Source organism: Sphingopyxis sp. NFH-91, assembly GCF_021401285.1.
Classification (GTDB): Bacteria; Pseudomonadota; Alphaproteobacteria; order Sphingomonadales; family Sphingomonadaceae; genus Sphingopyxis; species Sphingopyxis terrae_A.
Map to the genome: position 1 here is coordinate 174,399 of NZ_JACBGA010000005.1, position 23,303 is coordinate 197,701.

At 66.6% G+C, this 23,303-nt stretch carries 19 protein-coding genes and 1 pseudogene; 13 read left to right on the top strand and 7 right to left on the bottom strand.

The genetic code is table 11. The features are described 5' to 3' along the window. Window positions 1-34: 34 nt before the first annotated feature. Both alaS and L0963_RS12645 read left to right on the top strand, forming a co-directional pair. On the top strand, window positions 35-2,689 hold the full coding sequence (alaS, locus tag L0963_RS12640; RefSeq protein ID WP_186402350.1) for an alanine--tRNA ligase: 2,655 nt from the start codon (window positions 35-37) through the stop codon (window positions 2,687-2,689). Window positions 2,690-2,700: 11 nt separating this feature from the next. After that, the gene (locus tag L0963_RS12645) at window positions 2,701-3,189 is read left to right on the top strand and encodes an SRPBCC family protein (RefSeq protein WP_186402349.1); all 489 of its coding nucleotides are present in this window, start codon (window positions 2,701-2,703) and stop codon (window positions 3,187-3,189) included. A gap of 106 nt (window positions 3,190-3,295) precedes the next feature. Here the strand turns inward: L0963_RS12645 and L0963_RS12650 are convergent, their stop codons facing one another. Then, a complete protein-coding gene (locus L0963_RS12650; RefSeq protein WP_186402348.1) occupies window positions 3,296-3,709 on the bottom strand; it encodes a holin family protein in 414 nt (137 codons plus the stop codon). 64 nt (window positions 3,710-3,773) lie between these two features. Then, window positions 3,774-4,340, bottom strand: a pseudogene (locus L0963_RS12655) (glycoside hydrolase family 108 protein). A 68-nt stretch (window positions 4,341-4,408) separates the two neighbouring features. Here L0963_RS12655 and L0963_RS12660 point away from each other — a divergent pair. Both L0963_RS12660 and L0963_RS12665 read left to right on the top strand, forming a co-directional pair. Continuing rightward, window positions 4,409-5,386: an NADPH:quinone oxidoreductase family protein gene (locus L0963_RS12660; RefSeq protein WP_186402346.1), complete on the top strand. Its 978-nt coding sequence runs from the start codon at window positions 4,409-4,411 to the stop codon at window positions 5,384-5,386. Between the two features lie 131 nt (window positions 5,387-5,517). Beyond that, a complete protein-coding gene (locus L0963_RS12665; RefSeq protein WP_234179864.1) occupies window positions 5,518-5,865 on the top strand; it encodes an EF-hand domain-containing protein in 348 nt (115 codons plus the stop codon). Between the two features lie 75 nt (window positions 5,866-5,940). Here L0963_RS12665 and L0963_RS12670 read toward each other — a convergent pair whose 3' ends face one another. After that, window positions 5,941-7,638 (bottom strand): N-acyl-D-amino-acid deacylase family protein, encoded by a 1,698-nt coding sequence (locus tag L0963_RS12670; protein ID WP_186402345.1) that lies wholly within the window; start codon window positions 7,636-7,638, stop codon window positions 5,941-5,943. After that, window positions 7,631-8,254, bottom strand: a complete 624-nt coding sequence (locus L0963_RS12675) for a helix-turn-helix domain-containing protein (protein WP_062765817.1) — start codon at window positions 8,252-8,254, stop codon at window positions 7,631-7,633. The genes L0963_RS12670 and L0963_RS12675 overlap by 8 nt, the downstream gene beginning before the upstream one ends. Before the next feature lie 180 nt (window positions 8,255-8,434). Between L0963_RS12675 and L0963_RS12680 the strand changes: the two genes are divergently transcribed. The 8 genes from L0963_RS12680 (at window position 8,435) to L0963_RS12715 (ending at window position 19,765) form a co-directional block, all read left to right on the top strand. Beyond that, entirely contained in the window at window positions 8,435-10,375 is a 1,941-nt protein-coding gene (locus L0963_RS12680; protein ID WP_234179866.1) for a serine hydrolase domain-containing protein, read from the top strand. After that, complete coding sequence (locus L0963_RS12685) at window positions 10,375-11,385, top strand: dipeptide epimerase (RefSeq protein ID WP_222103021.1); 1,011 nt, start codon at window positions 10,375-10,377, stop codon at window positions 11,383-11,385. Before L0963_RS12680 ends, L0963_RS12685 begins: the two co-directional genes overlap by 1 nt. An 88-nt stretch (window positions 11,386-11,473) precedes the next feature. After that, complete coding sequence (locus tag L0963_RS12690) at window positions 11,474-12,628, top strand: dipeptidase (RefSeq protein WP_186402344.1); 1,155 nt, start codon at window positions 11,474-11,476, stop codon at window positions 12,626-12,628. A 4-nt stretch (window positions 12,629-12,632) separates the two neighbouring features. Then, window positions 12,633-14,819 carry a TonB-dependent receptor gene (locus L0963_RS12695; RefSeq protein WP_234179868.1) on the top strand — a complete coding sequence of 729 codons (2,187 nt, stop codon included), beginning with the start codon at window positions 12,633-12,635 and terminating at the stop codon, window positions 14,817-14,819. Between the two features lie 20 nt (window positions 14,820-14,839). Next, complete coding sequence (locus tag L0963_RS12700) at window positions 14,840-15,880, top strand: DUF1611 domain-containing protein (RefSeq protein ID WP_186402342.1); 1,041 nt, start codon at window positions 14,840-14,842, stop codon at window positions 15,878-15,880. After that, the gene (locus tag L0963_RS12705) at window positions 15,880-17,016 is read left to right on the top strand and encodes a YkvI family membrane protein (protein ID WP_003050360.1); all 1,137 of its coding nucleotides are present in this window, start codon (window positions 15,880-15,882) and stop codon (window positions 17,014-17,016) included. Before L0963_RS12700 ends, L0963_RS12705 begins: the two co-directional genes overlap by 1 nt. Next, window positions 17,013-18,590 (top strand): serine hydrolase, encoded by a 1,578-nt coding sequence (locus tag L0963_RS12710; RefSeq protein WP_186402340.1) that lies wholly within the window; start codon window positions 17,013-17,015, stop codon window positions 18,588-18,590. Before L0963_RS12705 ends, L0963_RS12710 begins: the two co-directional genes overlap by 4 nt. After that, complete coding sequence (locus L0963_RS12715) at window positions 18,587-19,765, top strand: membrane dipeptidase (RefSeq protein WP_234179869.1); 1,179 nt, start codon at window positions 18,587-18,589, stop codon at window positions 19,763-19,765. Before L0963_RS12710 ends, L0963_RS12715 begins: the two co-directional genes overlap by 4 nt. A 1-nt stretch (window position 19,766) precedes the next feature. On the opposite strand, the gene L0963_RS12720 is transcribed toward L0963_RS12715, so the two are convergent. Together L0963_RS12720 and L0963_RS12725 are read right to left on the bottom strand one after the other, a co-directional pair. Continuing rightward, window positions 19,767-20,009 (bottom strand): hypothetical protein, encoded by a 243-nt coding sequence (locus tag L0963_RS12720; RefSeq protein WP_186402338.1) that lies wholly within the window; start codon window positions 20,007-20,009, stop codon window positions 19,767-19,769. Then, entirely contained in the window at window positions 20,010-21,065 is a 1,056-nt protein-coding gene (locus L0963_RS12725; RefSeq protein WP_186402541.1) for a Leu/Phe/Val dehydrogenase, read from the bottom strand. A 151-nt stretch (window positions 21,066-21,216) separates the two neighbouring features. Between L0963_RS12725 and L0963_RS12730 the strand changes: the two genes are divergently transcribed. Continuing rightward, window positions 21,217-21,678, top strand: coding sequence for an Lrp/AsnC family transcriptional regulator (locus L0963_RS12730; RefSeq protein ID WP_058813303.1), 462 nt, complete (start codon window positions 21,217-21,219; stop codon window positions 21,676-21,678). A 2-nt stretch (window positions 21,679-21,680) separates the two neighbouring features. Here L0963_RS12730 and L0963_RS12735 read toward each other — a convergent pair whose 3' ends face one another. Continuing rightward, complete coding sequence (locus tag L0963_RS12735; RefSeq protein WP_186402337.1) at window positions 21,681-23,135, bottom strand: CYTH and CHAD domain-containing protein; 1,455 nt, start codon at window positions 23,133-23,135, stop codon at window positions 21,681-21,683. Window positions 23,136-23,303: the final 168 nt, after the last annotated feature.

Consider the following 23,303-nt stretch of genomic DNA (forward strand, 5'->3'; position numbering starts at 1 on the left):
TGAGTAACGGACGATCCGGCACTAGATCGCGCGCATGACATCGACCAACGACATCCGCCGCTCGTTCCTCGACTATTTTGCCGGGGCCGGCCACCATATCGAACCGTCGGCACCGCTGGTGCCGTTCAATGACCCGACGCTGATGTTCGTCAACGCGGGCATGGTGCCGTTCAAGAATGTCTTCACCGGGCTGGAGAAGCGTCCGTACAGCACGGCCGCGTCGTCGCAGAAATGCGTTCGCGCCGGCGGCAAGCACAACGATCTCGACAATGTCGGCTATACGGCGCGGCATCATACATTCTTTGAAATGCTGGGGAATTTCTCCTTCGGCGACTATTTCAAGGAACAGGCGATCGACCATGCCTGGACGCTGGTTCACAAGACCTGGGGCCTGCCCGCCGACAAGCTGACCGCGACCGTCTATCACACCGACGACGAGGCGTTCGACCTGTGGCGCAAGATTGCGGGTCTTCCCGAAGAGCGGATCATCCGTATCCCGACGAGCGACAATTTCTGGTCGATGGGCGACACCGGTCCGTGCGGGCCGTGCAGCGAAATCTTCTACGACCATGGCGACCATATCTGGGGCGGCCCGCCGGGATCGCCCGAAGAGGATGGCGACCGCTTCATCGAAATCTGGAATCTGGTGTTCATGCAATATGAGCAGATGCCGGATGGGCAGCGGGTCGACCTGCCGCGCCCGAGCATCGATACCGGCATGGGTCTGGAACGCATTGCGGCGGTGATGCAGGGCGTCCACGACAATTACGACATCGACACGTTCAAGGCGCTGATCGCAGCGTCGGTCGACCTGACCGGCGTTGCCGCCGAGGGCGGAAGCCAGGCGAGTCACCGTGTCATCGCCGACCATCTGCGCGCATCGAGCTTCCTGATCGCCGACGGCGTGCTGCCGTCGAACGAAGGGCGCGGTTATGTGCTGCGCCGGATCATGCGCCGCGCGATGCGGCACGCGCACCTGCTCGGCGCCAAGGATCCGCTGATGTACCGACTGCTCCCGGCGCTGACGACCGAGATGGGCGCCGCCTATCCCGAGCTGATCCGCGCGCAGGCGCTGATCGCCGAGACGCTGGAGCGCGAGGAGGTCAAGTTCCGCCAGACGCTCGACAAGGGGTTGCGGCTGCTCGACGAGGCAACCGTGGGCATGGGCAAGGGCGCGACGCTGCCCGGCGATGTCGCCTTCAAGCTCTATGACACCTTCGGCTTTCCCTATGACCTGACCGAAGATGCGCTGCGGGCGCAGGGTATCGCGGTCGATCGCGCGGGCTTCGATGCGGCGATGGCGCAGCAGAAGGCAGCGGCGCGCGCGGCATGGAAGGGCAGCGGCGAAAGGGCGTCGGATGAAATCTGGTTCGACCTTGCCGAAGCCAATGGCAGCAGCGAGTTCACCGGCTACACCTCGACAGAGGGCGAGGGCGAGGTGATCGCGATCGTCAAGGACGGCCAGCCGGTCGAGACCGCCGAAGCCGGCGACACGGTGGTCGTGCTGACCAATCAGACGCCCTTTTATGGCGAAAGCGGCGGCCAGATGGGCGACGCGGGAACGATCACAACGCTGGAAGGCGCCAAGGCCAATGTCGAGGATACCGGCAAGCCGCTCGGCCGGCTGCACACGCATCAGGCGAAGCTGGAGGCGGGCAAGCTGAAGGTCGGCGACACTGTGCATCTGTCGGTCGATGCCGCGCGCCGCGATCGCATCCGCGCCAACCACAGCGCGACGCACCTTGTCCACGCCGCGCTGCGCAACCGTCTGGGTGCGCATGTCACGCAGAAGGGCAGCCTGGTTGCCGAGGATCGTTTCCGGTTCGACTTTTCGCACCCCAAGGCGCTGACGCCGGAGGAAATCGCCCAGATCGAAGCCGATGTGAACGCGCAGATCCGGGCGAACGAACCCGTCTCGACGCGGCTCATGACCCCCGAGGACGCGATCGCAGCGGGGGCGATGGCGCTGTTCGGCGAGAAATATGGCGACGAGGTGCGCGTGCTCAGCATGGGCAAGGGCGACGAGCATAGCTATTCGGTCGAACTGTGCGGCGGTACGCACGTGCGGGCGCTGGGCGACATCGCCTTGTTCAAGATCATCAGCGAAAGCGCGGTTTCGTCGGGCGTCCGGCGTATCGAGGCGCTGACCGGCGAGGCGGCGCGCCAGTGGCTGCTGGGCCGCGACGAGGCGCTGAAGTCGGCGGCGGCGGCGCTCAAGACCTCGCCCGACGAGGTGCCGGCGCGCGTTGCCGCGATGGCCGAGGCGCTGAAGAAAGCCGAACGCGAGCTGGCCGACGCGAAGAAGGCGCTGGCGCTTGGTGGCGGCGGTGCGGGCGGCGGAGCGGCTGCGGGTCCGGCGATCGAACAGGTCGGCGATGTCGCCTTTCTGGCGCAGGTCGTCGAGGGGCTCGATCCCAAGGAACTTCGCGGCACGGTCGATGGCCTCAAGAAGCAGGTCGGCAGCGGCGTCGCGATGCTCGTCGCGGTCAATGATGGCCGCGCGTCGGTCGCGGTTGGCGTGACCGACAACAAGACGGGCAGCCATAGCGCCGTCGATCTGGTCAAGGTCGCGGTTGCGGCGCTCGGCGGGCAGGGCGGCGGCGGCCGTCCCGACATGGCGCAGGGCGGCGGCCCGAACGGCGGCGCGGCGGACGACGCCGTCGCGGCGGTCAAGGCCGCGCTCGCCTGAAACGGTAGGACGTGAAACCGACAAAGAAGACGCGGCGCACCGATCATGCCGAGAGGCTGATCGCCGCGCCGCTGGTCGATGTGTTCGCGGCCTTTACCAGCGCCGAAAAACTGGCGCGCTGGCTTCCGCCCGAGGGCGCGACGGGCGCATTCGAGCATAGCGATCTGCGCGAGGGCGGCGGGTTCCGCCTGCGCCTGACCTTCGACGACCCCGATGTCGAGACCAAGAGCGACGATGACAGCGATCTGGTCGCGGTGCACATCCCGGTGCTCGATGACGGGCGGCTGATCGTGTGGGAGGTCGAATTCGTGTCGGATGATCCCCGCTTTTCGGGCACGATGGCGATGCACTGGTATCTGTCGCGCAAGGGCGGCGGGACGCTGGTCACGGTCGATGCGCATCATGTGCCGCCGGGGATTTCGGCGAAGGATCATGAGGCGGGGCTGACGTCGTCGCTGGCGAAGCTGGCGGCGGTGGTGGGAGAAAGAGCGGCCAGTTAATAGCGACCTGTATCCCCGCGAAGGCGGGGATCCATCATCCGGCAGTGCCGGAGATGGGTCCCCGCCTTCGCGGGGACACACAATTGAGAGCAGGGCTTGGAAAGGTTCAGTCCTCCCCCCCTTTCGCTTTCCCCCATGCGCGGGCGGCGGTGTAGCCGAGGTAGCCGGTGCCGAAGAGCGCGTAGAGCGGTTCGGGGATGCCGGCGAGATAGGCGTTCATGCCCTCTGCGATGCCCTTTGCCATGTCGGGGCGCGTCGCGGCGATCAGGCCCATCGGGATCGCCCACAGAAGCAGCGTATACATGACGTAGAGGAAGCTGGGCCGCGCGCGGCTGGTCCAGGGGTCGGTGCTGTTCGCTTCGGCGACGATCGCGGTCATCCGCGTCTTGATCGCCTCCATTTCCTGGCTGCCCTCGAGCTTCAGCAGTTCGAGCTTGGCGCGGTCGCGCGCTTCGGGGTCGGGGATGATCTTGTCGATCAGCTTGGCGACGGGGCCGATCAGGCCTTCGATGATGCTCATATTTGCAGATCCTTTTGCTGGAAGTTGTCAAAGTTCACGGTACGTCCCGGTATGATGATACTCATCAGCCGCCGCCGATGCGGTTCGCGAGCCAGCCGTAGAGAAATGCCTCCTGGCTCGGGCGGCGTTCGGCGAGCGCGATGTAGCGTTCGCCCTGCAGCGCCTGCATCGCGCGCAGCAGCACGGTTTCGCCGCCCTTGCCGCGCGCTTTCGGAAAACCGTCGAGCGCTGACAGCGTGCGCGGGCCGATGGCGCGGTCGACCATGATATCGGGATAGTCGCGCGCCGTGCGGTTGAGCGCGTTGCGTGCGCGCTGGAGAACGCCAGTGGCGATCGCAGTACCCATGTGACGCCGGTATCTAACGGTTCGGCCGCAATGCGCGGCGCGCGCGGCGATGCGATCGAAGGCGGGGCGCAGCCAACAGATGCGGCGACAGATGGTGGCCGCCTCGGCGCGGGGCAGATCGCGCATCGGCCCCGTATAGCCTTGCGCCCGCGCTACGGCATCGGTGATCCCCCGGCGCGTCGGGCCGCCGCAATCGGCGGGGTGGTTTACATATCCGCCTTCGCGGTCGATGAGGGCATCGATCAATGCGTCAATCGCAAGGCGGGGCAGGTGGGCAAGTGACATGATTCGCTTCTTTGGTTCACTGAGATATTGAAACGAACCATATTGGAATATTGTAGGAAAGGATTTTCATGCGCGCGCTGCAAGTGAGCCAATTGGCGCCCGATCACGCGGGTTGCGCGATCGCCGACCTGCCGCGACCCGAACCCGGGCCGGGCGAGGTGCGGGTGCGGGTGCGGGCAGCAGCAGTGAATTTTCCCGACCTGCTGATGACGCGCGGCGCCTACCAGCTCAAACCCGAGCTGCCCTTCGTGCCGGGGCTGGAGTTTTCGGGTGAGGTCGATGCGGTGGGCGCGGGCGTCGAAGGCTGGGCGCCCGGCGATGCGGTGATCGGCGGCAATCGTTTTGGCGCGATGGCCGAATATTGCATCGTTCCGGCGGCGACGCTGCGGCGCAAGCCCGCCGCGCTCGACTGGGCGGCGGCGGCGGCCTGTCCGGTCGCCTATCTGACGGCCTATGTCGCGCTCGTCCGCTGCGCGCGGGTCGCGCCCGGCGACTGGGTGCTGGTCCACGGCGCGGCGGGCGGCGTCGGCCTGGCGACGGTCGATCTGGCGCGCCGGCTGGGCGCGCGGGTGATTGCTGCGGCAAGCAGCCCCGCGAAGCGCGACGCCATTGCCGCGCTTTACGCACCCGACGCGGTGATCGAGGCGGCGCCCGGTTTTCGCACGACGGTTAAGGCGTTGACGGAGGGGAGGGGCGCCGATGTCATCTTCGACCCGGTCGGCGGCGATGTGTTCGACGAATCGACGCGCTGCATCGCCTTCGGCGGCCGCTTGCTTGTCGTCGGCTTTGCATCGGGGCGGATTCCCGAGATTTCGGTCAATATCCCGCTGATCAAGGGCTTTTCGGTCGTTGGGGTGCGCGCGGGCGAATATGGCCGCCGCTTTCCCGAGCGCGGGGCCGAGAATATCGCCGCAATCGACGCAATGGCGGAGAGCGGGGCGATCCGCCCCCATGTCCACGCCGTGCTCGATCTTGCCGATTGGCGCGCGGGGTTTGCCATGCTCGAACGGCGCGAGGTGGTGGGGAAGGTCGTGCTGACGCCCTGACGAGCGGGCGCGGCGGCGCTTTGGCCCGCGACTGCGGCACCACGGCGCAACTGGCATAGTTTTGCGACAAACCATGGGTCATTGAGCCGCGGGGTGCCCGGCGCTTTGCCGCCCATAGTGAAGGACGACATGTGAGAAAATTTCTGACGATTGCCGCGCCGCTGATGCTTGCAATACCGGCCGCGCACGCGCAGCCGCCGGCGCATAATGGCGAACGCATGTTCGCGATGATGGACGCCAATGGCGACGGCAAGCTCGACAAGGACGAGATCGCGAAGATGATGCAAATGCGCGCCGAGCGCATGGGCGAGCCATCGATGGCGACGCCCGAGCGGGTCGATGCGCTGATGAAGCGGTTCGACACCAATGGCGACGGCTTCGTCGACAAGGCCGAAATGGAAGCGATGCGCAAGGCGCGCGCGGCCGCCCCGCCGCCCGAAGCGCCCGCCGACGGCGCCGATCAGAGCGAATCCAACTGAAAAGACTGAATTGAACGGGGCCGGCGGCGGTTTCGGCCGCCGCCGGTCAATCACCGCCAATCAATGCGCGCGCGATCAGGAGCAGCGCTTCCAGCCCGATCCGCGTACTGCCTTGCCCGGGGTCGCGCCGGTCGGGTCGCCGCCGCGCAGCACCGCTGTACCGTTGACGAACACATCGCGCACGCCGGTCGCATATTGGTGCGGCTTTTCGAAGGTCGCGCGGTCGCCGACGGTCGCCGGATCGAAGATCACGACATCGCCGAAATAGCCGGGGCGCAGCGCGCCGCGATCCTGAAGGTTGAGGTTGCCCGCGGGGAGCGAGGTCAGCCGCCGCACCGCCTCTTCGAGCGGGATCAGCTTTTCGTCGCGAACATAGCGGCCGAGCAGGCGCGCGAAATTGCCGTAGGTGCGTGGGTGGGCGCCCGATTTCAGGAACACGCCCTCGGCCGCCTGCGATGCGGCGTCCGAGCCGAAGCTCATCCAGGGAAGCTGGATTTGGCGCCGGACATTTTCTTCCGACATCAGGAAATAGACGGTCCCGACGCGCGAGCCATCCTCGACGACAAGGTCCATCGCGGTTTCCTCGGGCGATTTTCCGCGCATCGCCGCCACTTCGGCCAGCGTCTTGCCGGTGAGCGGCTTGAGCGCGTCATTCTTGAAGCCGGTCAGGATCATCTTGTCGGCACCCGCGCCGATGTAGAGATTCTCCCAGTCGCTGCCCGGCCTTTTCATTTCGGCCGCGACGCGGGCGCGGATCGCCGGATCCTTCAGCCGCTCGATCCACGCTTCCAGTCCGCCCGCCTGAACCCAGGTCGGCATGGCGGCGTCGAGCCCGGTGGCGCCCGCGGTATAGGTGTACATGTCGGCGGTGATCCGCGTTCCCGCGGCGCGCGCCGCCTCGATCTTCGCTACGACGGGCGCGAATTTGTCCCAGTTCGCGCGGCCGGCCATCTTGAGGTGATAGATTTCGGCCGGCGCGCCCGACCGGCGCGCGATGGCGATCAGTTCGTCGACCGCTTCCTCAAGCCGGTCGCCTTCCGAGCGCATGTGACTGATATACATGCCGCCGCAGCGCGCCGCCTCGCTGGTCAGCGCGACGAGTTCGTCGGTCTCGGCATAGGAGCCGGGGGCATAGATCAGCGAACTGCCGACCCCCAGCGCGCCTTCGTCCATCGCCTGACGGACGAGCGCGCGCATCCGCGCGAGCTGTTCGGGGGTGGGATCGACATCGCCTTCGCCCAGTTCGTGCACGCGCACTGTCGCCGCACCGACGAAGCTCGCGACATTGGGCGCAATGCCGCGCTTTTCGAGATAGGCGAAATAATCGCCCAGCGTCGTCCAGCTGATGTCATATTTGATATCGCCCTGACGCTCGGTCTCCTGCGCCTTCATCGTCGCGTTGAACGGGCCCATCGACCAGCCTTCGCCCATCACTTCGAGCGTCACGCCCTGGCGGATGTCGCTGAGGCTGCGCGGGTCGGCGATCAGCGATTCGGTTGCCCAGCTCAGCATGTTGATGAAGCCGGGCGCGACAGCCATGCCCTTTGCGTCGATCTCGGTCCGGCCGCGGCCCGCGACCGTGCCGACCGCGACGATGCGGTCGCCCTTCAGCGCGATATCGCCAACGACGGGGGCGGCGCCCGAGCCGTCGTAGAGCGTCCCGCCGCGGATGACGACGTCATAGGCAGGGGCCGCGCCGCGCGCGCCGGCCGAGGCCGAAAGGAGCAGCGAGCTGGCGAGCAGCGCCGCGACGAAGGGCGAGCGGCTATGCATGGAGGCTCATCAGCGAATCCATCAACCCTTCGTCGGCGCTCGAGCAGACGCCGAGGACCAGCGCCTCGTCGCAGCCGTCGGCGACGACATAAGCGTGACCCATGGACGAATCGATATAGATGCCCTGACCCGCGTCGAGGACCACGGGATCGTAAAATTCGCTGTGCACTTCGATCCGTCCTTCGATGACATAGATGAACTCCTCGCCCTGGTGGTGGACGAGCTCGCCGAATTCGCTCGCACTGCGCGCGCGGATGCGCGTGATGATAGGGATCATGCGCTTTTGCCGCAGGTCGGTGCAGAGATAATGATAGTCGTAATTGTCGGTGGTGACGCGAACCGCGGTGTCGATGGTGCCGACGCTGCGCCGGCCGGTGACGCGCGGCGCGCTGTCCCCCGCATCTTCGGCGAACAGGTCGGACATGCGGATGTTGAGCCGCTGGCTGAGCTGTTGCAGCTTGTCGTAGCTGAGCGTCAGCCGGTCATGTTCGACCTTCGACAGCGTCGATACCGGGATGCCCGAGCGCGCGCTCATTTCCTTGAGCGTCCAGCCATTTCGGGTGCGAATTCCCCGCATGACCTCGCCGAGCGTCGGGGGATTCGATCGGGATGTCATCGGGTCGGTCCATTCCTCATTTGACAATTTTCCAATCAGGATCATTATGTCCGCATTGGGTCACTTATTGCTGACCCTTGGTAAGGCGTCTCGCGGCTCGCTGCAAGCATGTCGCGCGGCGCGCCGGATAAGGGGGATAAAGCGATGCGTTTCCTTCGCAAGCTTATGATAGGATTGGGAGTGCTGGCGGCCGTCCCGCTGGCCGCGCAGGGGCCGGTGCAGCAGATTGCCGCCAAGCCGGCGGAGCAGACGCCGGCCGTGCCGCCGCCGCCCGCGGGCGCGGCCAAGCTCGACGCCGCCGATGTCGAGGCGTGGCTCGACGGTTTCATGCCCTATGCGCTCGCGCGCGGCGAGGTTGCCGGTGCGGTCGTCGTCGTGGTGCGCGGCGGCGGCACGGTGCTGCAGAAGGGCTATGGCTTTGCCGATGTCGCGTCGCGCAAGCCCGTCGATCCCGCGACGACGCTGTTTCGCCCCGGTTCGGTGTCGAAGCTGTTTACCTGGACCGCGGTGATGCAGCTTGTCGAAGCCGGTAAGCTCGACCTCGATAAGGATGTGAACACCTATCTCGATTTCAAGATTCCGCCCTTCGAGGGCAAGCCGGTGACGCTGCGCAATATCATGACGCACACCGCGGGCTTTGAAGAATCGATCCGCTATCTGATCAGCAGCGATCCCAAGGCGGTGATGCCGCTGAAGGATTATGCGCGCGAAGCGCTGCCCGCGCGGGTTTTTGCGCCGGGAAGCACGCCCGCCTATTCCAACTATGCGACCGCGCTGGCCGGATACATCGTTCAGCGCACCAGCGGCGAATCCTTCGATGATTATATCGATCGGCACATTTTTGCGCCGCTGGGCATGAAATATGCGAGCTTCCGCCAGCCGCTGCCGGCCGCGCTCGCGCCCTTCATGTCGAGCGGCTACCGCGTGATGACCGACAAGGCCAAGCCCTTCGAAATCGTCGTGCCGGCCCCCGCGGGCAGCCTGTCGGCGTCGGGCGGCGACATGGGCAAGTTCATGATGGCGCATCTGAACAACGGCGGCGTGCTGCTGAAGCCCGAGACGGCGAAGCTGATGCACGATTACAAGGCGCCCGGCGTCGGCCCGCTCAACAGCATGGCGCTCGGCTTCTACGAACAATGGGTCAACGGGCATCGCGCGATCGCGCACGGCGGCGATACCGAATGGTTCCACAGCTATCTGTGGCTGTTCCCCGATTCGGACATCGGCTTGTTCGTGTCGATGAACAGCCCCGGCAAGGAAGGCGCAGCGGGCGCGATCCGCAGCGCGCTGTTCCACCAGTTCGCCGACCGCTATCTGCCCGGCACGCCCAAGCCCGGACAGGTCGATGAAAAGACTGCGCGCGACCATGCCGCGATGCTGGCCGGCCATTATGTGTCGAGCCGCGGGTCCTTCACCAATTTCATGAGCCTGTTCGGCCTGCTCGGCCAGGCGCAGATCGTGGTCGGAACCGACGGCAAGATCGCGATGCCCGCGCTCGACGGGCTGAGCGCCGGACCGCGCGACTGGGTCGAAGTCGAGCCCTTTGTGTGGCGCGACACCGGCACCGGCGAACGGCTCGCTGCCGAGGTCAAGGACGGACGCGTCGTGCGCATCAGCCTGGATGCCGCGTCGCCCTTCATGGTCTTCTGGCCGGCCCCGGCGGGCGAAAATGTCGCCTGGCTGAACCCGGCGCTGATCGCAGCGCTGCTGCTCGTGCTGCTTGCGGCGCTCGCGTGGCCGGTGCGCGCGCTGGTCCGCCGCAGCTATGGCGCGACCTTTGCGCTCGAAGGCCAGGCGCGGCGCGCGTGGCGGCTGTCGCGGCTGTTCGCGTGGCTCGTCATCGCGGCGGTCGCCGGATGGGCGATGTTCATCGTCACCTTCTCGGGCGATATCGGGAGCGTCGGCGGCCCGCTCGACTGGCTGATCATCCTGCTGCGCGTGCTGACGCCGATCGCCAGCCTTGGCCTGTTGGCGACGAGCGCGTGGCACCTGTGGCTGTGCATCAAGGACAAGCGCCGCTGGACGATGAAGCTGGGGGCGGTGCTGTTGCTGCTGTCGGCGCTGGTGCTCGTCTGGCTGACGCTGCACTTCCACCTCTATGGCTTCGGCATGGTCTACTGATGACGGCCGATGTCATGACCGGACTGACGCTCGACCTTCGGGTCGAGCGTTTTCCCTATCACCAGCCGTTCCGCATCGCGGGCCATGTGTTCACCGAGACTGCGCTGCTCGTCGCCACCCTGTCCGACGGCCGCCATGAGGGCCGCGGCGAGGGGGCGGGGGTTTATTACCTCGGCGACGATATCGACCATATGCTCGCCGAAGCGACGCGGGTGCGGCCCGCGATCGAAGGGGGCGCGACGCGCGAGGATCTGCAGCATCTGCTGCCCCCCGGCGGCGCGCGCAACGCGATCGACTGCGCCTTCTGGGATCTCGAGGCCCGGCGTGCGGGCAAGCCCGTCTGGGAATTGGCCGGGCTCGACCCGCCGCGCGCGCTGCGCTCGACGCTGACGCTCGGCGCCGACAGCCCCGAAGCGATGGCCGCCGCCGCGCTGGCGATCGACCCGCACGCGCCGGTGAAGGTAAAGCTGACGGGCGAGGTCGACCTTGACGCGGCGCGCATCGCCGCGATCCGCGCGGCGCGGCCGCATGCGTGGATCGGCGTCGATGCCAATCAAGGTTATGACCGCGCTACGCTGGGCGATCTGTTGCCGCTGCTCGTCGCGCATCGCATCGCGCAGCTCGAACAGCCGCTGCGGCGCGGGCGCGAGGCCGACCTCGACGGGGTCAAGCGGCCCTTGCCTTTCGTTGCCGACGAAAGCGCGCTGTCGCTCGCCGACACCGCCTCGCTCGTCGGGCGCTTCGATGTCGTCAATATCAAGCTCGACAAGTGCGGCGGGCTGACCGAGGGGCTGGCGATCGCGCGGCAGGCGCGGCGGTTGGGGCTCGACGTGATGGTGGGCAATATGATGGGCACCAGCCTGTCGATGGCGCCATCCTACCTCGTGGGGCAGCTCTGCGACATCGTCGACCTCGACGGGCCGACGTTCCTCGCGCGCGACCGCGAGCCCGGCGTCACCTATCGCGACGGCAAGATCCATTGTCCGCCGAGCCTGTGGGGTGGCGGCTGATATGAATTTTCCTGTCCTAAATGGGTTGACAATTTTCTGATTAGGACAATAGTCTTGAAAATGAAATTTTCTTGAGGTGGAGGGTGGAATGACCGCGTCATTCCCGGCGACGCGCCGCGCCTTTGTGGCGGGCGCGGTCGGGACAGCCTTGTCTGCGACGATCGCTGCGCCGATGATCGGGCGCGGAGCCTATGCCTTCGCGGCGACGCCGGCGCGCAGCTATTCGACGCGCGCCGTCGATCTGGTCGCCGCCTCGCTGGTGATCGACATGCTCGCGCCGCTCAAGATCACGATGGCAGCCGATTATATCGCGCACCGTCTGACCGATGCCGAGGCGGGGGAGTTTCGCGCGAGCGGGATCACGGGCTTCCACAACAGCTTCGGTCTGGGCGGCCCCGATGCGCGGGCGCAGGCGATGGAATATATGGCGGGGTGGCAGGGCTTCGTCGGGCGCAACGGCCATGTTTTTTCGCTCGTCGACACGGTGGAAGACCTCGACAGGGCAAAGGCGATGCGCAAATGCGCCGTCATCATGGGCCTTCAGAATGCCGACCAGTTCGACGGCGTCGAGGATGTCGCGGTCTTTCGCCGGCTGGGCCTGCGCTGCGCGCAACTCACCTATAACAGCCAGAACCGCATCGGGTCGGGCAGCACCGACCGTATCGATGGCGGGGTCAGCGACTATGGCGCGGCGATCATCGACGCGATGGAGCGGGCGAAGATGCTGATCGACGTGTCTCATTGCGGCGACCGCACCACGCTCGACGCGATCGCGCTCGCCAAGGGGCCGATCGCGATCACCCACAGCAATGCGCGCGCGCTGGTCGACCATCCGCGGGTCAAGACCGACGAGGCAATCAAGGCGCTCGCCGCCAAGGGTGGGGTTATGGGGATCACCGGAGTGCGGATGTTCGTCCGCGCGAGCGACCCCACCAATGTCGGCCATATGGCCGATCATATCGACCATGTCGCCAAGCTGGTCGGGATCGAGCATGTCGGCATCGGGTCCGACGCCGACCTCAACGGCTATGACGACATGGCGCCGGAGGAATATGCGGCGCTGAAGGCAAGCTACAAGGACAGCTATGCCTTTCGCGACAAGATCGACATCGACGGTTTCGACCACCCGCTCAAGGTCTTCGACCTGACCGAGGAACTGATCCGTCGCGGCTATTCGGACGATAACATCCGCGCGGTGCTGGGGGGCAATTTCCGCCGCCTGCTCGCGCAAGTGTGGGGGTAAGGCGATGACACAGGGTCTTTGGATTGCAAGCAGCATCGCGGCGCTCGCGGTGGCGATGCCGGTGCAGGCGCAGGAAGCGGGCGGCGCGGAATATAGCGGCGAGATCGTCGTCACCGCCCAGAAGCGCGTGCAGAACGTGCAGGACGTGCCGATTTCGATCAGCGTGGTCGGCGGTGAGGATATCCAGCAGCAGGGTTCGGCCTCGCTCGTCGATTATGCCGGCTATGTTCCCGGCATGAACGTGAGCAACGGCGGCACGCCGGGGCAGACGACGATCACGCTGCGCGGCGTCGCACCGCTGAGCGCCGCGCAGACGGTCGGCATCTACCTCGACGATGCGCCGGTCGGATCGAGCGCGATCTACAATCGCGCGGGGGCCTTCACGATCGACCTGATGCCCTATGACCTCGATCGCGTCGAAGTGCTGAAGGGTCCGCAGGGCACTCTGTATGGTGCGAGCTCGATCGGCGGCCTTGTCAAATATGTCACGGTGCAACCCGACACGCATGAATTCCGCGTGCGCGCCGGGCTCGAGGGCTTTTCGATCAAGGATGCAGGCGGTCTCGGCTGGGGCGCGCAAACCTATGTCAACGTCCCGATCGCGCAGGACACGCTGGCGATCAGCGGCAGTTTCGCCTGGCGCAGGAGCCCGGGCTGGGTCGACAGCGTCAATAATTCCGGGCTGACCGATCAGAATGATTTCGAACAGCGCGGCGGCCGCGCGGCGTTGCTCTGGCAACCAACGCCGCAATTGAGCGTCAAGCTGGCGGGCATTTGGCAGTCGCTCAATTCGGACGGCAACGGCCTCTATGCCGCGGACCTTGCGGGCAACCGGCTCGGCAACGGCCATTCGTTCAACAATTATGTCCCCGAATCCTATGATATTTCGCTCGATTATTATTCGGCGACGATCGATTATGATTTCGGCGTGGCAACGCTGACCTCTGCGACCACCTACAGCAAGACGAAGAGCCGTCAGGTGCAGGATGCGAGCTATGCTTTCGGCGTACTCTTTCCGCTGCTTACGGATGGCGCCGTCGATCCGGGCATCACGCCGTTTTACCTCGACCTCGGGCTCAAGAAGTGGACGCAGGAAGTCCGGCTGACCTCGCCAAGCGGCGGGCGGTTCGAATGGATGATCGGCGGCTTTTTCACCGACGAGAAGACGAGCAACGCGCAGCTTGTGCGGTCCTATGACATGAACGGCGATCCGATCGCCGGGCTCGATCCGCTGGCGATCGTCGGGCTGCCCGCGACCTACAAGGAATATGCGATCTTCGGCAATGCGACGCTGAAGCTCGCCGAGCAGTTCGACGTGACCGGCGGGCTACGCTGGGCGCGCAACAAGCAGACGTTCCGCCAGATTAGCTCGGGCGCGATCGTGCCCCAGGCCGACGATCCGGGAAGCTCTGCAGAGAGCGTCTGGACCTTTTCGGTCAGCCCGCAATTTCACATAAACAAGGACGCAATGCTCTACGGCCGCGTCGCCACCGGCTACCGTCCGGGCGGCCCGAACGTCATCGTTCCCAATGTGCCCCCGACGGTATCCGCCGACCGCATGACCAACTATGAGGTCGGACTGAAGGCCGATCTGGCCGACCGGATGGTGACGGTCGATGTCGCCGCCTTCTGGATGGACTGGACCGACATTCAGGTCGTCCGCTCGTTCGGCGGGGTCAATGGCGGGGCCAACGGCGGCAAGGCGACGAGCAAGGGTTTCGAGGGCAGCATCGCCTTTCGCCCGGCGCCGGGCCTGACGATCAGCGCGACCGGCAGCTACACCGACGCCTCGCTGAGCGAGGATGTTCCCGAAATCAGCGGAGCGAAGGGCGACCGTTTGCCAGCGGTGCCGAAGTTCAGCGGCGCGCTCCGCGCCGACTACGACTTTGAGCTGGGCGGCAGCGCCAAGGGCAGCCTCGGCGCCGGCATCCGCCACGCGAGCAGCCGCTTGTCGCTGGTCGAAAGCGATCCTCTGACCGCGCGCGCCGAGCCGTATACCTCGGTCGACCTCAATGCGTCGGTGACGTGGGACGGCCATTGGACGCTGCGCGCCTACGCGCGTAACCTGTTCGACAACAAGGGCGAGATGGCGCGCTCGACGATGGCGGACGGGCTGAACCAGCCGAGCTTCCTGTCGATCTCGCCGTTGCAGCCGCGCACGATCGGCGTCGCGATCGACATGGCCTTTTGAACGAAAGCGGAGTGACAGCGATGAACGCGCCGACGGGCCGGCTGGACAGCCAGCTCACCCTCCCGCAGCCCTATCTGCTCTTTCTGGGCGACACGACCGAGGCGGGCTATGCCAAGACCGCCTTTGGCCTTGCCGACTGGGCCGCCGACCGCTGCGTCGGCGAATGGGGGATCGGCGGCTGCACCGTCACCACCGGCCTGCCGCGCCTGTCGCCGGCAGAGGCGCGGGCGGCGGGCGCGCGTTCGCTGGTCATCGGCGTCGCCAATCAGGGGGGCATCATCGGCGACAGCTGGGTCGCGGTGCTCGTCGAGGCGATGGAGGCGGGGCTCGACATCGTGAGCGGGCTTCACGTCCGGCTGACGAGCATCCCCGCGCTCGCCGATGCAGCGCGGCGCACCGGCCAGCGGCTGATCGACGTTCGCACCCCGCCGCCTTCGATTCCGATCGGCAACGGCCGCAAGCGCAGCGGCAAGCGGCTGCTGACCGTCGGCACCGATTGTGCCTTGGGCAAGAAATATACCGCGCTGGCGCTGCACCGCGCCTTTGCCGAGCGCGGGATCGACGCCGATTTCCGTGCCACTGGGCAGACGGGGATCATGATCGCGGGCGGCGGGATGCCGATGGATGCGGTGGTGTCGGATTTCGAAGCGGGTGCCGCCGAAATGCTGAGCCCCGACGCGCCTGCCGATCACTGGGATCTGATCGAGGGGCAGGGGTCGATCTTCAACCCCGCCTATGCCGCGGTATCGCTCGGCCTGCTCCACGGCAGCCAGCCAGACGTATTCGTCGTCTGCCACGATCCGACGCGCACGGTCATTCTGGGAATGGAAAGCTTCGCCCTGCCGAGCATCGAGGAGGTGATCGACCTGACGATCCGGCTCGGCGGCCGGACCAATCCCGCGATCCGCTGCGGCGGCGTCAGCCTCAACACCTCGGGCTATGATGCCGATGCGGCCGCGGCGCTGATGGCGGCGGAGGCGGCACGGCTGGGCCTGCCGGTCGCCGATCCGATCCGCGGCGGCGCGGCGTTCGCGGCGCTCGTCGAAAACTGTCTCGCGTGATGGTGGGCGAGGCGGGCAGCGGAGGGAGCTGGTTTCAGCGCTTTCTGCTGCCTGGTTTCGCGCTGAAGGCGGTCATCATCGGCGGCGGCTATGCGACGGGCCGCGAACTGGCCGAATATTTCGTGCCGGCCGGACCGTGGGGCGGGCTTGCCGGGATGCTGCTCGCGACGCTGATCTGGAGCGTCGTCGCGGCGCTGACCTTCGCGCTCGCGCGGCAATTGCACGCCTATGACTATCGCAGCTTCTTCCAGCAATTGCTCGGCCCCGGCTGGGTGCTGTTCGAGGCGGCCTATCTGATCTTCGTCGTGCTGATCCTCGCGGTGTTCGGCGCCGCCGCCGGCGCGATCGGCGCGGCGACCTTCGGCTGGCCTGAACTGATGGGAGCGGTCGTGCTGGCCGCCGCGATCCTGTTCGCGACCGCGTTCGGCGAAGCGGGGGTCGAGCGCCTGTTCAAATATGCCTCGATGCTGATCTATGCGGTCTATGCGCTGTTCCTCTTCTTTGCGCTGACCCGCTTTGGCGACCGCATCGGCGCGGGTTTCGCCGCGGCCGGACCGCCGGCGGACGGGTGGATGGCGGGCGGCATCACCTATGCGAGCTATAACATCGTCGGGGCGGTCGTCGTGCTGCCGGTGCTGCGCCACCTGACGAGCCGCCGCGACGCGTTGATCGCGGGCGCGATCGCCGGGCCGCTGACCATGCTGCCCGCGATCCTGTTCTTCGTGGCGATGATGGCCTTTTATCCCGGCATCGGCGACGAGACGCTGCCCTCCGACTTTCTTTTGCGGCAGATGGCGGTGCCGGGCTTTCACCTGCTGTTCCAGCTGATGATCTTCACCGCGCTGCTCGAAAGCGGGGTGGGGGCGATCCATGCGATCAACGAACGGATCGCGGGTGCGTTCGAGGCGCGCGGTCGCGCGGCGCCCGGCACCGCGGGACGCGCGCTGATCGGCGCGGCAATCCTGGCGGGTTGCATGTTCGTCGCGGCGCGCGTCGGGCTCGTCGACCTGATCGCGAGCGGATACCGCATCCTCGCCTGGCTGTTCCTGGCCGTTTACGTCGTCCCGCTGCTGGGGATCGGCACCTATCGCCTCGTCAAGCGGGGCCCCTCGTCCATGCAGGAGGTTCGTCCATGAAATCCGCGCGTCTGCTGGCGGCATCGCTGATGCTCGCCTTTTCGGTGCCCGCCTGGGCCGAGCCGCCCGCCGACATCGGCGACAGCGTCGAGGCGCTGCGCCAGAAGATCGGCGCGGTCGGCGTGTCGATCGCGATCGTCGAGGACGGCCGGACGACGCTGGCGCGCGGCTGGGGCGTGCGCAAGCTGGGCGAGAGCGCGCCGGTCGACGCCGAAACCATCTTTCAGACGGGATCGACCGGCAAGGCGATGACCGCCGCCGCGCTGGCGGTGCTCGTCGATCAGGGCAAGATCGCGTGGGACGATCCGGTTATCAAGCATATGCCGTGGTTCCGCATGTACGACCCGTGGGTCACGCGCGAGATCACGATCCGCGATCTGCTCGTCCACCGGAGCGGGCTGGGGCTGGGGCAGGGCGACCTGATGTTCGTGCCGCGCACCTATCTGACGCGCAAGCAGACGGTCGAGCGCGTCGCCTTTCTCAAGCCCAAGACGAGTTTCCGCTCGGCCTATGCCTATGACAATATCCTCTATGCCGTTGCCGGGCAGTTGATCGAGGAGGTGACCGGCCAGCGCTGGGAGGATTTCATCCGCGAGCATGTGCTGCGCGCCGGCGGCATGAAGAATGCGACGAGCGATAGCGAAGACCGCTTCCGTATCCCCAACCGCTCGTGGCCGCATGCGCGCCTGTCGGGGGCGCTGCGCGGGCTGGGGCCGCAGCAGGCGCTCGACGAACGCGACGAGCTCGGCCGCAACGGTGCGCCCGCGGGCGGACTGGCGCTGAGCGCCGACGATATGGCGGCGTGGCTGAAGATCCAGCTTGCCCATGGCGCGCTGCCGGGCGGCGGACGGCTGTTCAGCGAGGAACAAGCGAAGCAGATGTGGACCCCGGTAACGCCGATGCCGATCACCGAACTGCCCGACAGCCTGAAACCCGCGCAGCCGATGCAGCAGGCCTATGCGCTCGGCTGGCAGGTGCAGGATTATCGCGGCCACCGCATCATCCAGCACAGCGGCGGCGTGTTCGGTTCGATCACGCGCGTCGTGATGATTCCCGACAAGAATGTCGGCTTTGCGATCATGATGAACAGCGAGGACAGCGGGATGATCCTGGGGCTGACCTACGAGCTGCTCGACCATTATCTTGGGGCACCCGATTATGGCTGGACGACCAAATGGCAGGACTGGTTCGAGGCGCGGCTGGCGGGCGGCGTCGAATATCTGAAACAGGCGAAGGCATCGCCGGAGAGGGTCGGCCCGTCGCTGAAGCCCGCGGGCTATGCGGGGCGCTATCGCGATCCGTGGTACGGCGATGTCGTGATCGCCGACGGCGCGAAGGGGCTGACGATCGACTTCACCTCGACCCCGCACATGGCGGGGCGGCTCAAGCATTGGCAGTATGACAGCTTCGTCACCGAATTCGACGATGCCGCGATCGAGCCCGCCTATTTGACCTTCGCGCTCGACGCCGACGGCAAGGTGACCGGCGTGACGATGAAGCCCGTCAGCATGATCGCCGATTTCAGCTGGGACTATCAGGATCTCGACCTCAAGCCCGTGGAGGACAAGAAGTGAAGCGCATTGCCATTCTACTCGCCGCCACCGCGCTGTCCGCCTGTTCGGCGGCGGGCGACAAGCCGGAGGCGGCGCCGCCGCCGCTGCACAGCCGGATGCTGGTACTCGACACCCATCTCGACACGCCGCTCCACTTCGAGCGGCAGGGCTGGAACTTCGCCGACCGGCACGATCTGGCGACCGACCTGTCGCAGCTCGATATCCCGAGGATGCGCGACGGCAATCTCGATGGCGGTTTCTTTGCCATCTACACCGAACAGGGGCCGTTGACCCCGGCGGGCTACGCCGCGGCGCTTGCCCATGCGCGCAAACGGTCCGACCTGATCGACAAGATGATCGCCGACAACAGCGGCGTCATCGGCGCGGCGCGCACCGCCGAGGATGCGCGGCGGCTGAACAAGGAGGGCAAGCTCGTCGCCTTCAAGTCGATGGAGAACAGCTATCCGCTCGGCGAGGATCTCTCGCTGTTGCAGGAGTTCTTTGACAAGGGCGTGCGGCTGGCGGGGCCGGTCCATTCGGCGAACAATGAGTTTGCCGACAGCGCGACCGACAAGCCGCGCTGGAACGGGCTGAGCCCGCTCGGCAAGCAATGGGTGGCCGAAATGAACCGGCTGGGCATCGTGATCGACGCGAGCCATTCGTCGGACGCGACCTTCGACCAGATCCTGCAATTGTCGAAATATCCGATCCTGCTCTCGCATTCGAGCCTGCGGTCGGCGCATGACCATCCACGAAACCTAGACGAAGGACGCTTGCGCAAGCTGGCCGAAAAGGGCGGGGCGATGTGCATTTCGACGATCTTCATGTCCGAGATGAACATGTCGCCGGCGCGCGCCAAGCTGTTCGGAGAATATGAGCATATCGGCGAGATGACGCCCGAAGCGCAGGCGGACCTGACGCGTCAGTGGCGCGAACTCGACAAGAGCGAGGCGATGTGGGCCGCGGATTTTGAGGATTATATGAAGATGGTGCTACGCGCGATCGAGGTCGGCGGCGTCGATCATATCTGCTTCGGCGCCGACTGGGACGGCGGCGGCGGCCTGAAGGGCATCGAGGATATTTCGGCCTTGCCGAAAGTCACCGAACGGCTGAAGGCCGCAGGCTATTCGGACGCCGACATCGAAAAAATGTGGAGCGGCAACATCCTGCGCGTCGTCGCGGCGCAGGGGAAATAGCCTATTCGGCGAGGGCGGCTTCGATCATTGCGACATCAGTCACGGCGAAGAGCGCGCCGAGTTTGGATGCGATGACGGCCGCCGCGCCACCGTCGAGGCCAGGTACGTCGATCCGCAGTCGCATCGCGCCGTCGCCGGTCTGCATGGCAACCGCCGCGGGGACGAGGCCGCGCTGCCCGAAGAAGCCGGTGATGCGGGGAAGCGACTGCGGATCGGCGAGCGCGGCGATGTGAAAGCGGTGCATTCAGGCCGCCGCGCGCTGTGCCCCGGCCGCGATGACCTCCTCGGCCATTTCGTCGGCGACGACGGCAGGCGAGCGTCCTTCCTGTGCGGCGCGGTCGAGGAGTGCGGTCACGCGCGGAGCGATCTTCGCCACGCGCGCCGCAACCTCGGCTTCGTCTTCGCCCAGATATTCGGCCGATACGCTGATGATCCCGCCCGCGTTGGCGACATAATCGGGGACATAGGCGATGCCGCGCGCCATCAGCAGGTCGGCGACCGCCGGTTCGGCGAGCTGGTTGTTCGCGGCGCCGCACACCAGCCGCGCCTTCAGCCCGCCGACGCTTTCGGCATTGAGGGCGCCGCCGAGGGCGCAGGGGGCGAGGATGTCGGCTTCGACGCGAAGGATGTCGTCGACATGCACGACCTCTGCCTCGTGGATCGCCGCGAGCCGGTCGCGCCGCGCGGGGTTCGGATCGGCGATGACGAGCCGCGCTCCGGCGTCGGCGAGGCGGCGGCAGAGGTCGGCGCCGACATTGCCCGTGCCCTGCACCGCGACGGTCAGGCCGGTAAGGTCGCGGCCCAGCGTGTGCGCCGCCGCTGCCTGCATCGCGTCGAAGACGCCGCGCGCGGTCCAGGGCGAGGGGTCGCCGCCCGCGCGGCCGCCCGCAGGGGGCAGGCCGGCGACGTGGCGCGTGACGCCCGCGATATCCTGCATGTCGGCGACGGTGGTGCCGACGTCCTCGGCGGTTACGTAGAGCCCGCCGAGCGCCTCGACCGCGCGGCCGAAAGCGCGGAACAGCGCTGTGCGGTCGAACGAGCCGGCGGGGCGGCGCAGCACCGCCTTGGCGCCGCCGAAGGGCAGGCCCGCGAGCGCATTCTTGTAGCTCATCCCCTCGGCCAGCCGCAGCGCATCGGCGAGCGCGCCATCGACATCGTCATAGTGCCACAGGCGGCAACCGCCAGCGCCCGGCCCGAGCGCGGTCGAGTGAATTGCGATCACGCCGTCGAGGCCGGCGGCGGCATCGAACAGGCGGACGCATTCGACCGGCGGGGTCATACGGGCGGGGCGGCTGACCATCATGGTTCTCCTTGAAATGATTGGCGGAATGGCTGGTGTAAATTCGCTCAGCCTTATCGCATCATGTCGCCGGACATACTTGTTCGCATTTTCGTCCGCATTGGCGATTTTGGGGATGTTGAAACCGGAATTCGGCTGATATGAGAAATGAATGACCGACCTTGATCCGTTCGAGATAAAAATCCTTCGCGAATTGCAGCGCGACGCGAGTCAGACGACCGCCGAGATCGCCGATCGCGTCGGGCTGTCGGTGTCGCCCTGCTGGCGGCGTATCGACCGGCTGGAGCGCGAGGGATTTATTCGGAAACGCGTCGCGATTGTCGACCGGCGCAAGGTCGGACTGAACGCGCATGTCTTTGCGCAAGTGAAGCTCAACGCGCACGGCCGCGCCAATCTTGATGAATTCAGCGCGACGATCCGCGGCTTTCCCGAAGTGCTCGATGCCTATGTGCTGATGGGGACGACCGATTTCATGCTGCGTATCGTCGCGCGCGACATCGACGCCTATGAACGCTTCTTCTTCGATCAGCTGAGCAAGCTGCCCGGCGTCCAGGAAATCAATTCGACGGTCGCGCTGTCCGAGATCAAGTCGACGACCGAACTGCCGCTATAGGCTCAGCGCCAGAAAGGGGCGGCATCGCGGAGCGCGCGAAAGGCGGTGCGCGCTTCGCCGAGCAGGCGCTCGCGATCGCCAGTGGCGAAAAGTGCGACCACTTCGGGAACCGCATCGAGCGACAGGCTGCGCAGCAATTGGGGTGCGGTGGCGATGTCGTTGAGCGCGCCGAGATGGTCCTGCAGCGCCTCGGTGAGCTTGGCATGATCGCGCAGGGCCGCAGACTGCCCGTCGTCGGAAAACAGCGGTGCGAAGAAATCGGCGGTGTAGCGCAGCTTCTTGACCGTCTTGCGGAGGCGGTGCCGGGCTGCATCGTCGAGGCGCGCGAAGTGGCGCCCGCGCTTGCGGACCTTCCGGTGCAGCCGGTCCAGCGCCTCGGCCGCGAAACCGCGTACCGGACGTGCGCATGGCGCCGCGGCTTCATCACCCGTGCGCCAGTCGCCGATGGTGAGCCACTCGACGAAATCGAGCATCAGATGCCGCGCGCGCGGAGCAAGCAGCGCTGCGGTGGCGCGCGCATAGGCGGCTTCGCGCGCGGGACGCAGCCGGTCGGCGAGGGCGCCCGGTCCGGCGCGCACGGCGAGAACGTCGAGATCGCGCGCCGCGCCCAATTCGCCAGCAAGCCAGCGTAGCTCGTCGTCCCAGCGCGCGGCAGCGGAGGGCGGAAACAGCGGCGCGTGAACCGCGAGCGCCGAACGCAGCCGTCGCAGCGCGACGCGCGCCTGATGCAGCGCGCCGGGATCGCCGCGCTTGATCACCGTTGCGGCGTTGAGGCGGAACTGGCGCAGGCAGGCGCGGGCGATGGCGCAAAACGCCTCCGCCGCCGTGATCCCGGCCGCCAGCGCCACCGGCCGGGCTTTTTCGGCGGGAGCCGGCGGCGCGAGCAGCCGGTAGCCGCGGTCGGCCTTGCTGAGTATAGCGATCTGAACCGGGGTTGCCGCATCGATCCGGCGGGCGAGGGCGAACAGCGCGGGGATTGCGCTGCCCTTTGCCTCGAGCTCGATCTCGTCGATCGGGGTTTCGGCGTCGGGGGTGGCGACGCGGGCGTGATCGAGTGCGACCTCGATCCCGCCCAAATCCCAGAGCATCCGTTCGTTTTCGATCGTAAAGACGGGGCCAAGCTTCGCCGTGCGCGCGCCCAGCGTCGCCGCGACTGGGGTGCGATCGTCGAGCACGGGGATGTCGCCTTCCACCGCAAATTCCCATTCGGCGCGTGCGAAGAGGCCTGCGGCCGCGGCGCGCGCCTTCACCGTCTGGAGGCGCTTGGTGCCGCTCGTGCGGATACGCAGCGAAAAGCCCGCGGCGGCGAGCGCGCGGTCGGGAGTGTCGAAATAGACCGCATGCTGGGCGATCATCGTCGGCGGCGCGCCGAACAGCGCCGGCCAATCGACCGTGCTGCGCGCGTCCGGCGCGAGTTCGAGCTTGAGCTCGACCTCTTCGCTCGACTTGCCGCCCATCCCTTGCCCCTCTTGCGATCGCCACCGACCCGTGCCGCTGCTTAGCGCCTTCGCGTCCGGATTGCCATCGCCTGGCGGCGCAGCCGGAACTTGCCGTGGGATGAACGCGGGGGGCGTTTTGCGACATTTTGCGACACTATTCCGACGATGCGGCAATGCTGTGGGACA

What these genes read in the sequence shown, in the direction of transcription:
- alaS (WP_186402350.1), top strand. Translation starts at nt 35, where the DNA reads ATGACATCGACCAACGACATCCGCCGCTCGTTCCTCGACTATTTTGCC.
- L0963_RS12650 (WP_186402348.1), bottom strand. Translation starts at nt 3,709, where the DNA reads ATGAGCATCATCGAAGGCCTGATCGGCCCCGTCGCCAAGCTGATCGAC.
- L0963_RS12660 (WP_186402346.1), top strand. Translation starts at nt 4,409, where the DNA reads ATGCGCGCGCTGCAAGTGAGCCAATTGGCGCCCGATCACGCGGGTTGC.
- L0963_RS12670 (WP_186402345.1), bottom strand. Translation starts at nt 7,638, where the DNA reads ATGCATAGCCGCTCGCCCTTCGTCGCGGCGCTGCTCGCCAGCTCGCTG.
- L0963_RS12675 (WP_062765817.1), bottom strand. Translation starts at nt 8,254, where the DNA reads ATGACATCCCGATCGAATCCCCCGACGCTCGGCGAGGTCATGCGGGGA.
- L0963_RS12685 (WP_222103021.1), top strand. Translation starts at nt 10,375, where the DNA reads ATGACGGCCGATGTCATGACCGGACTGACGCTCGACCTTCGGGTCGAG.
- L0963_RS12690 (WP_186402344.1), top strand. Translation starts at nt 11,474, where the DNA reads ATGACCGCGTCATTCCCGGCGACGCGCCGCGCCTTTGTGGCGGGCGCG.
- L0963_RS12695 (WP_234179868.1), top strand. Translation starts at nt 12,633, where the DNA reads ATGACACAGGGTCTTTGGATTGCAAGCAGCATCGCGGCGCTCGCGGTG.
- L0963_RS12700 (WP_186402342.1), top strand. Translation starts at nt 14,840, where the DNA reads ATGAACGCGCCGACGGGCCGGCTGGACAGCCAGCTCACCCTCCCGCAG.
- L0963_RS12705 (WP_003050360.1), top strand. Translation starts at nt 15,880, where the DNA reads ATGGTGGGCGAGGCGGGCAGCGGAGGGAGCTGGTTTCAGCGCTTTCTG.
- L0963_RS12710 (WP_186402340.1), top strand. Translation starts at nt 17,013, where the DNA reads ATGAAATCCGCGCGTCTGCTGGCGGCATCGCTGATGCTCGCCTTTTCG.
- L0963_RS12720 (WP_186402338.1), bottom strand. Translation starts at nt 20,009, where the DNA reads ATGCACCGCTTTCACATCGCCGCGCTCGCCGATCCGCAGTCGCTTCCC.
- L0963_RS12725 (WP_186402541.1), bottom strand. Translation starts at nt 21,065, where the DNA reads ATGGTCAGCCGCCCCGCCCGTATGACCCCGCCGGTCGAATGCGTCCGC.
- L0963_RS12730 (WP_058813303.1), top strand. Translation starts at nt 21,217, where the DNA reads ATGACCGACCTTGATCCGTTCGAGATAAAAATCCTTCGCGAATTGCAG.
- L0963_RS12735 (WP_186402337.1), bottom strand. Translation starts at nt 23,135, where the DNA reads ATGGGCGGCAAGTCGAGCGAAGAGGTCGAGCTCAAGCTCGAACTCGCG.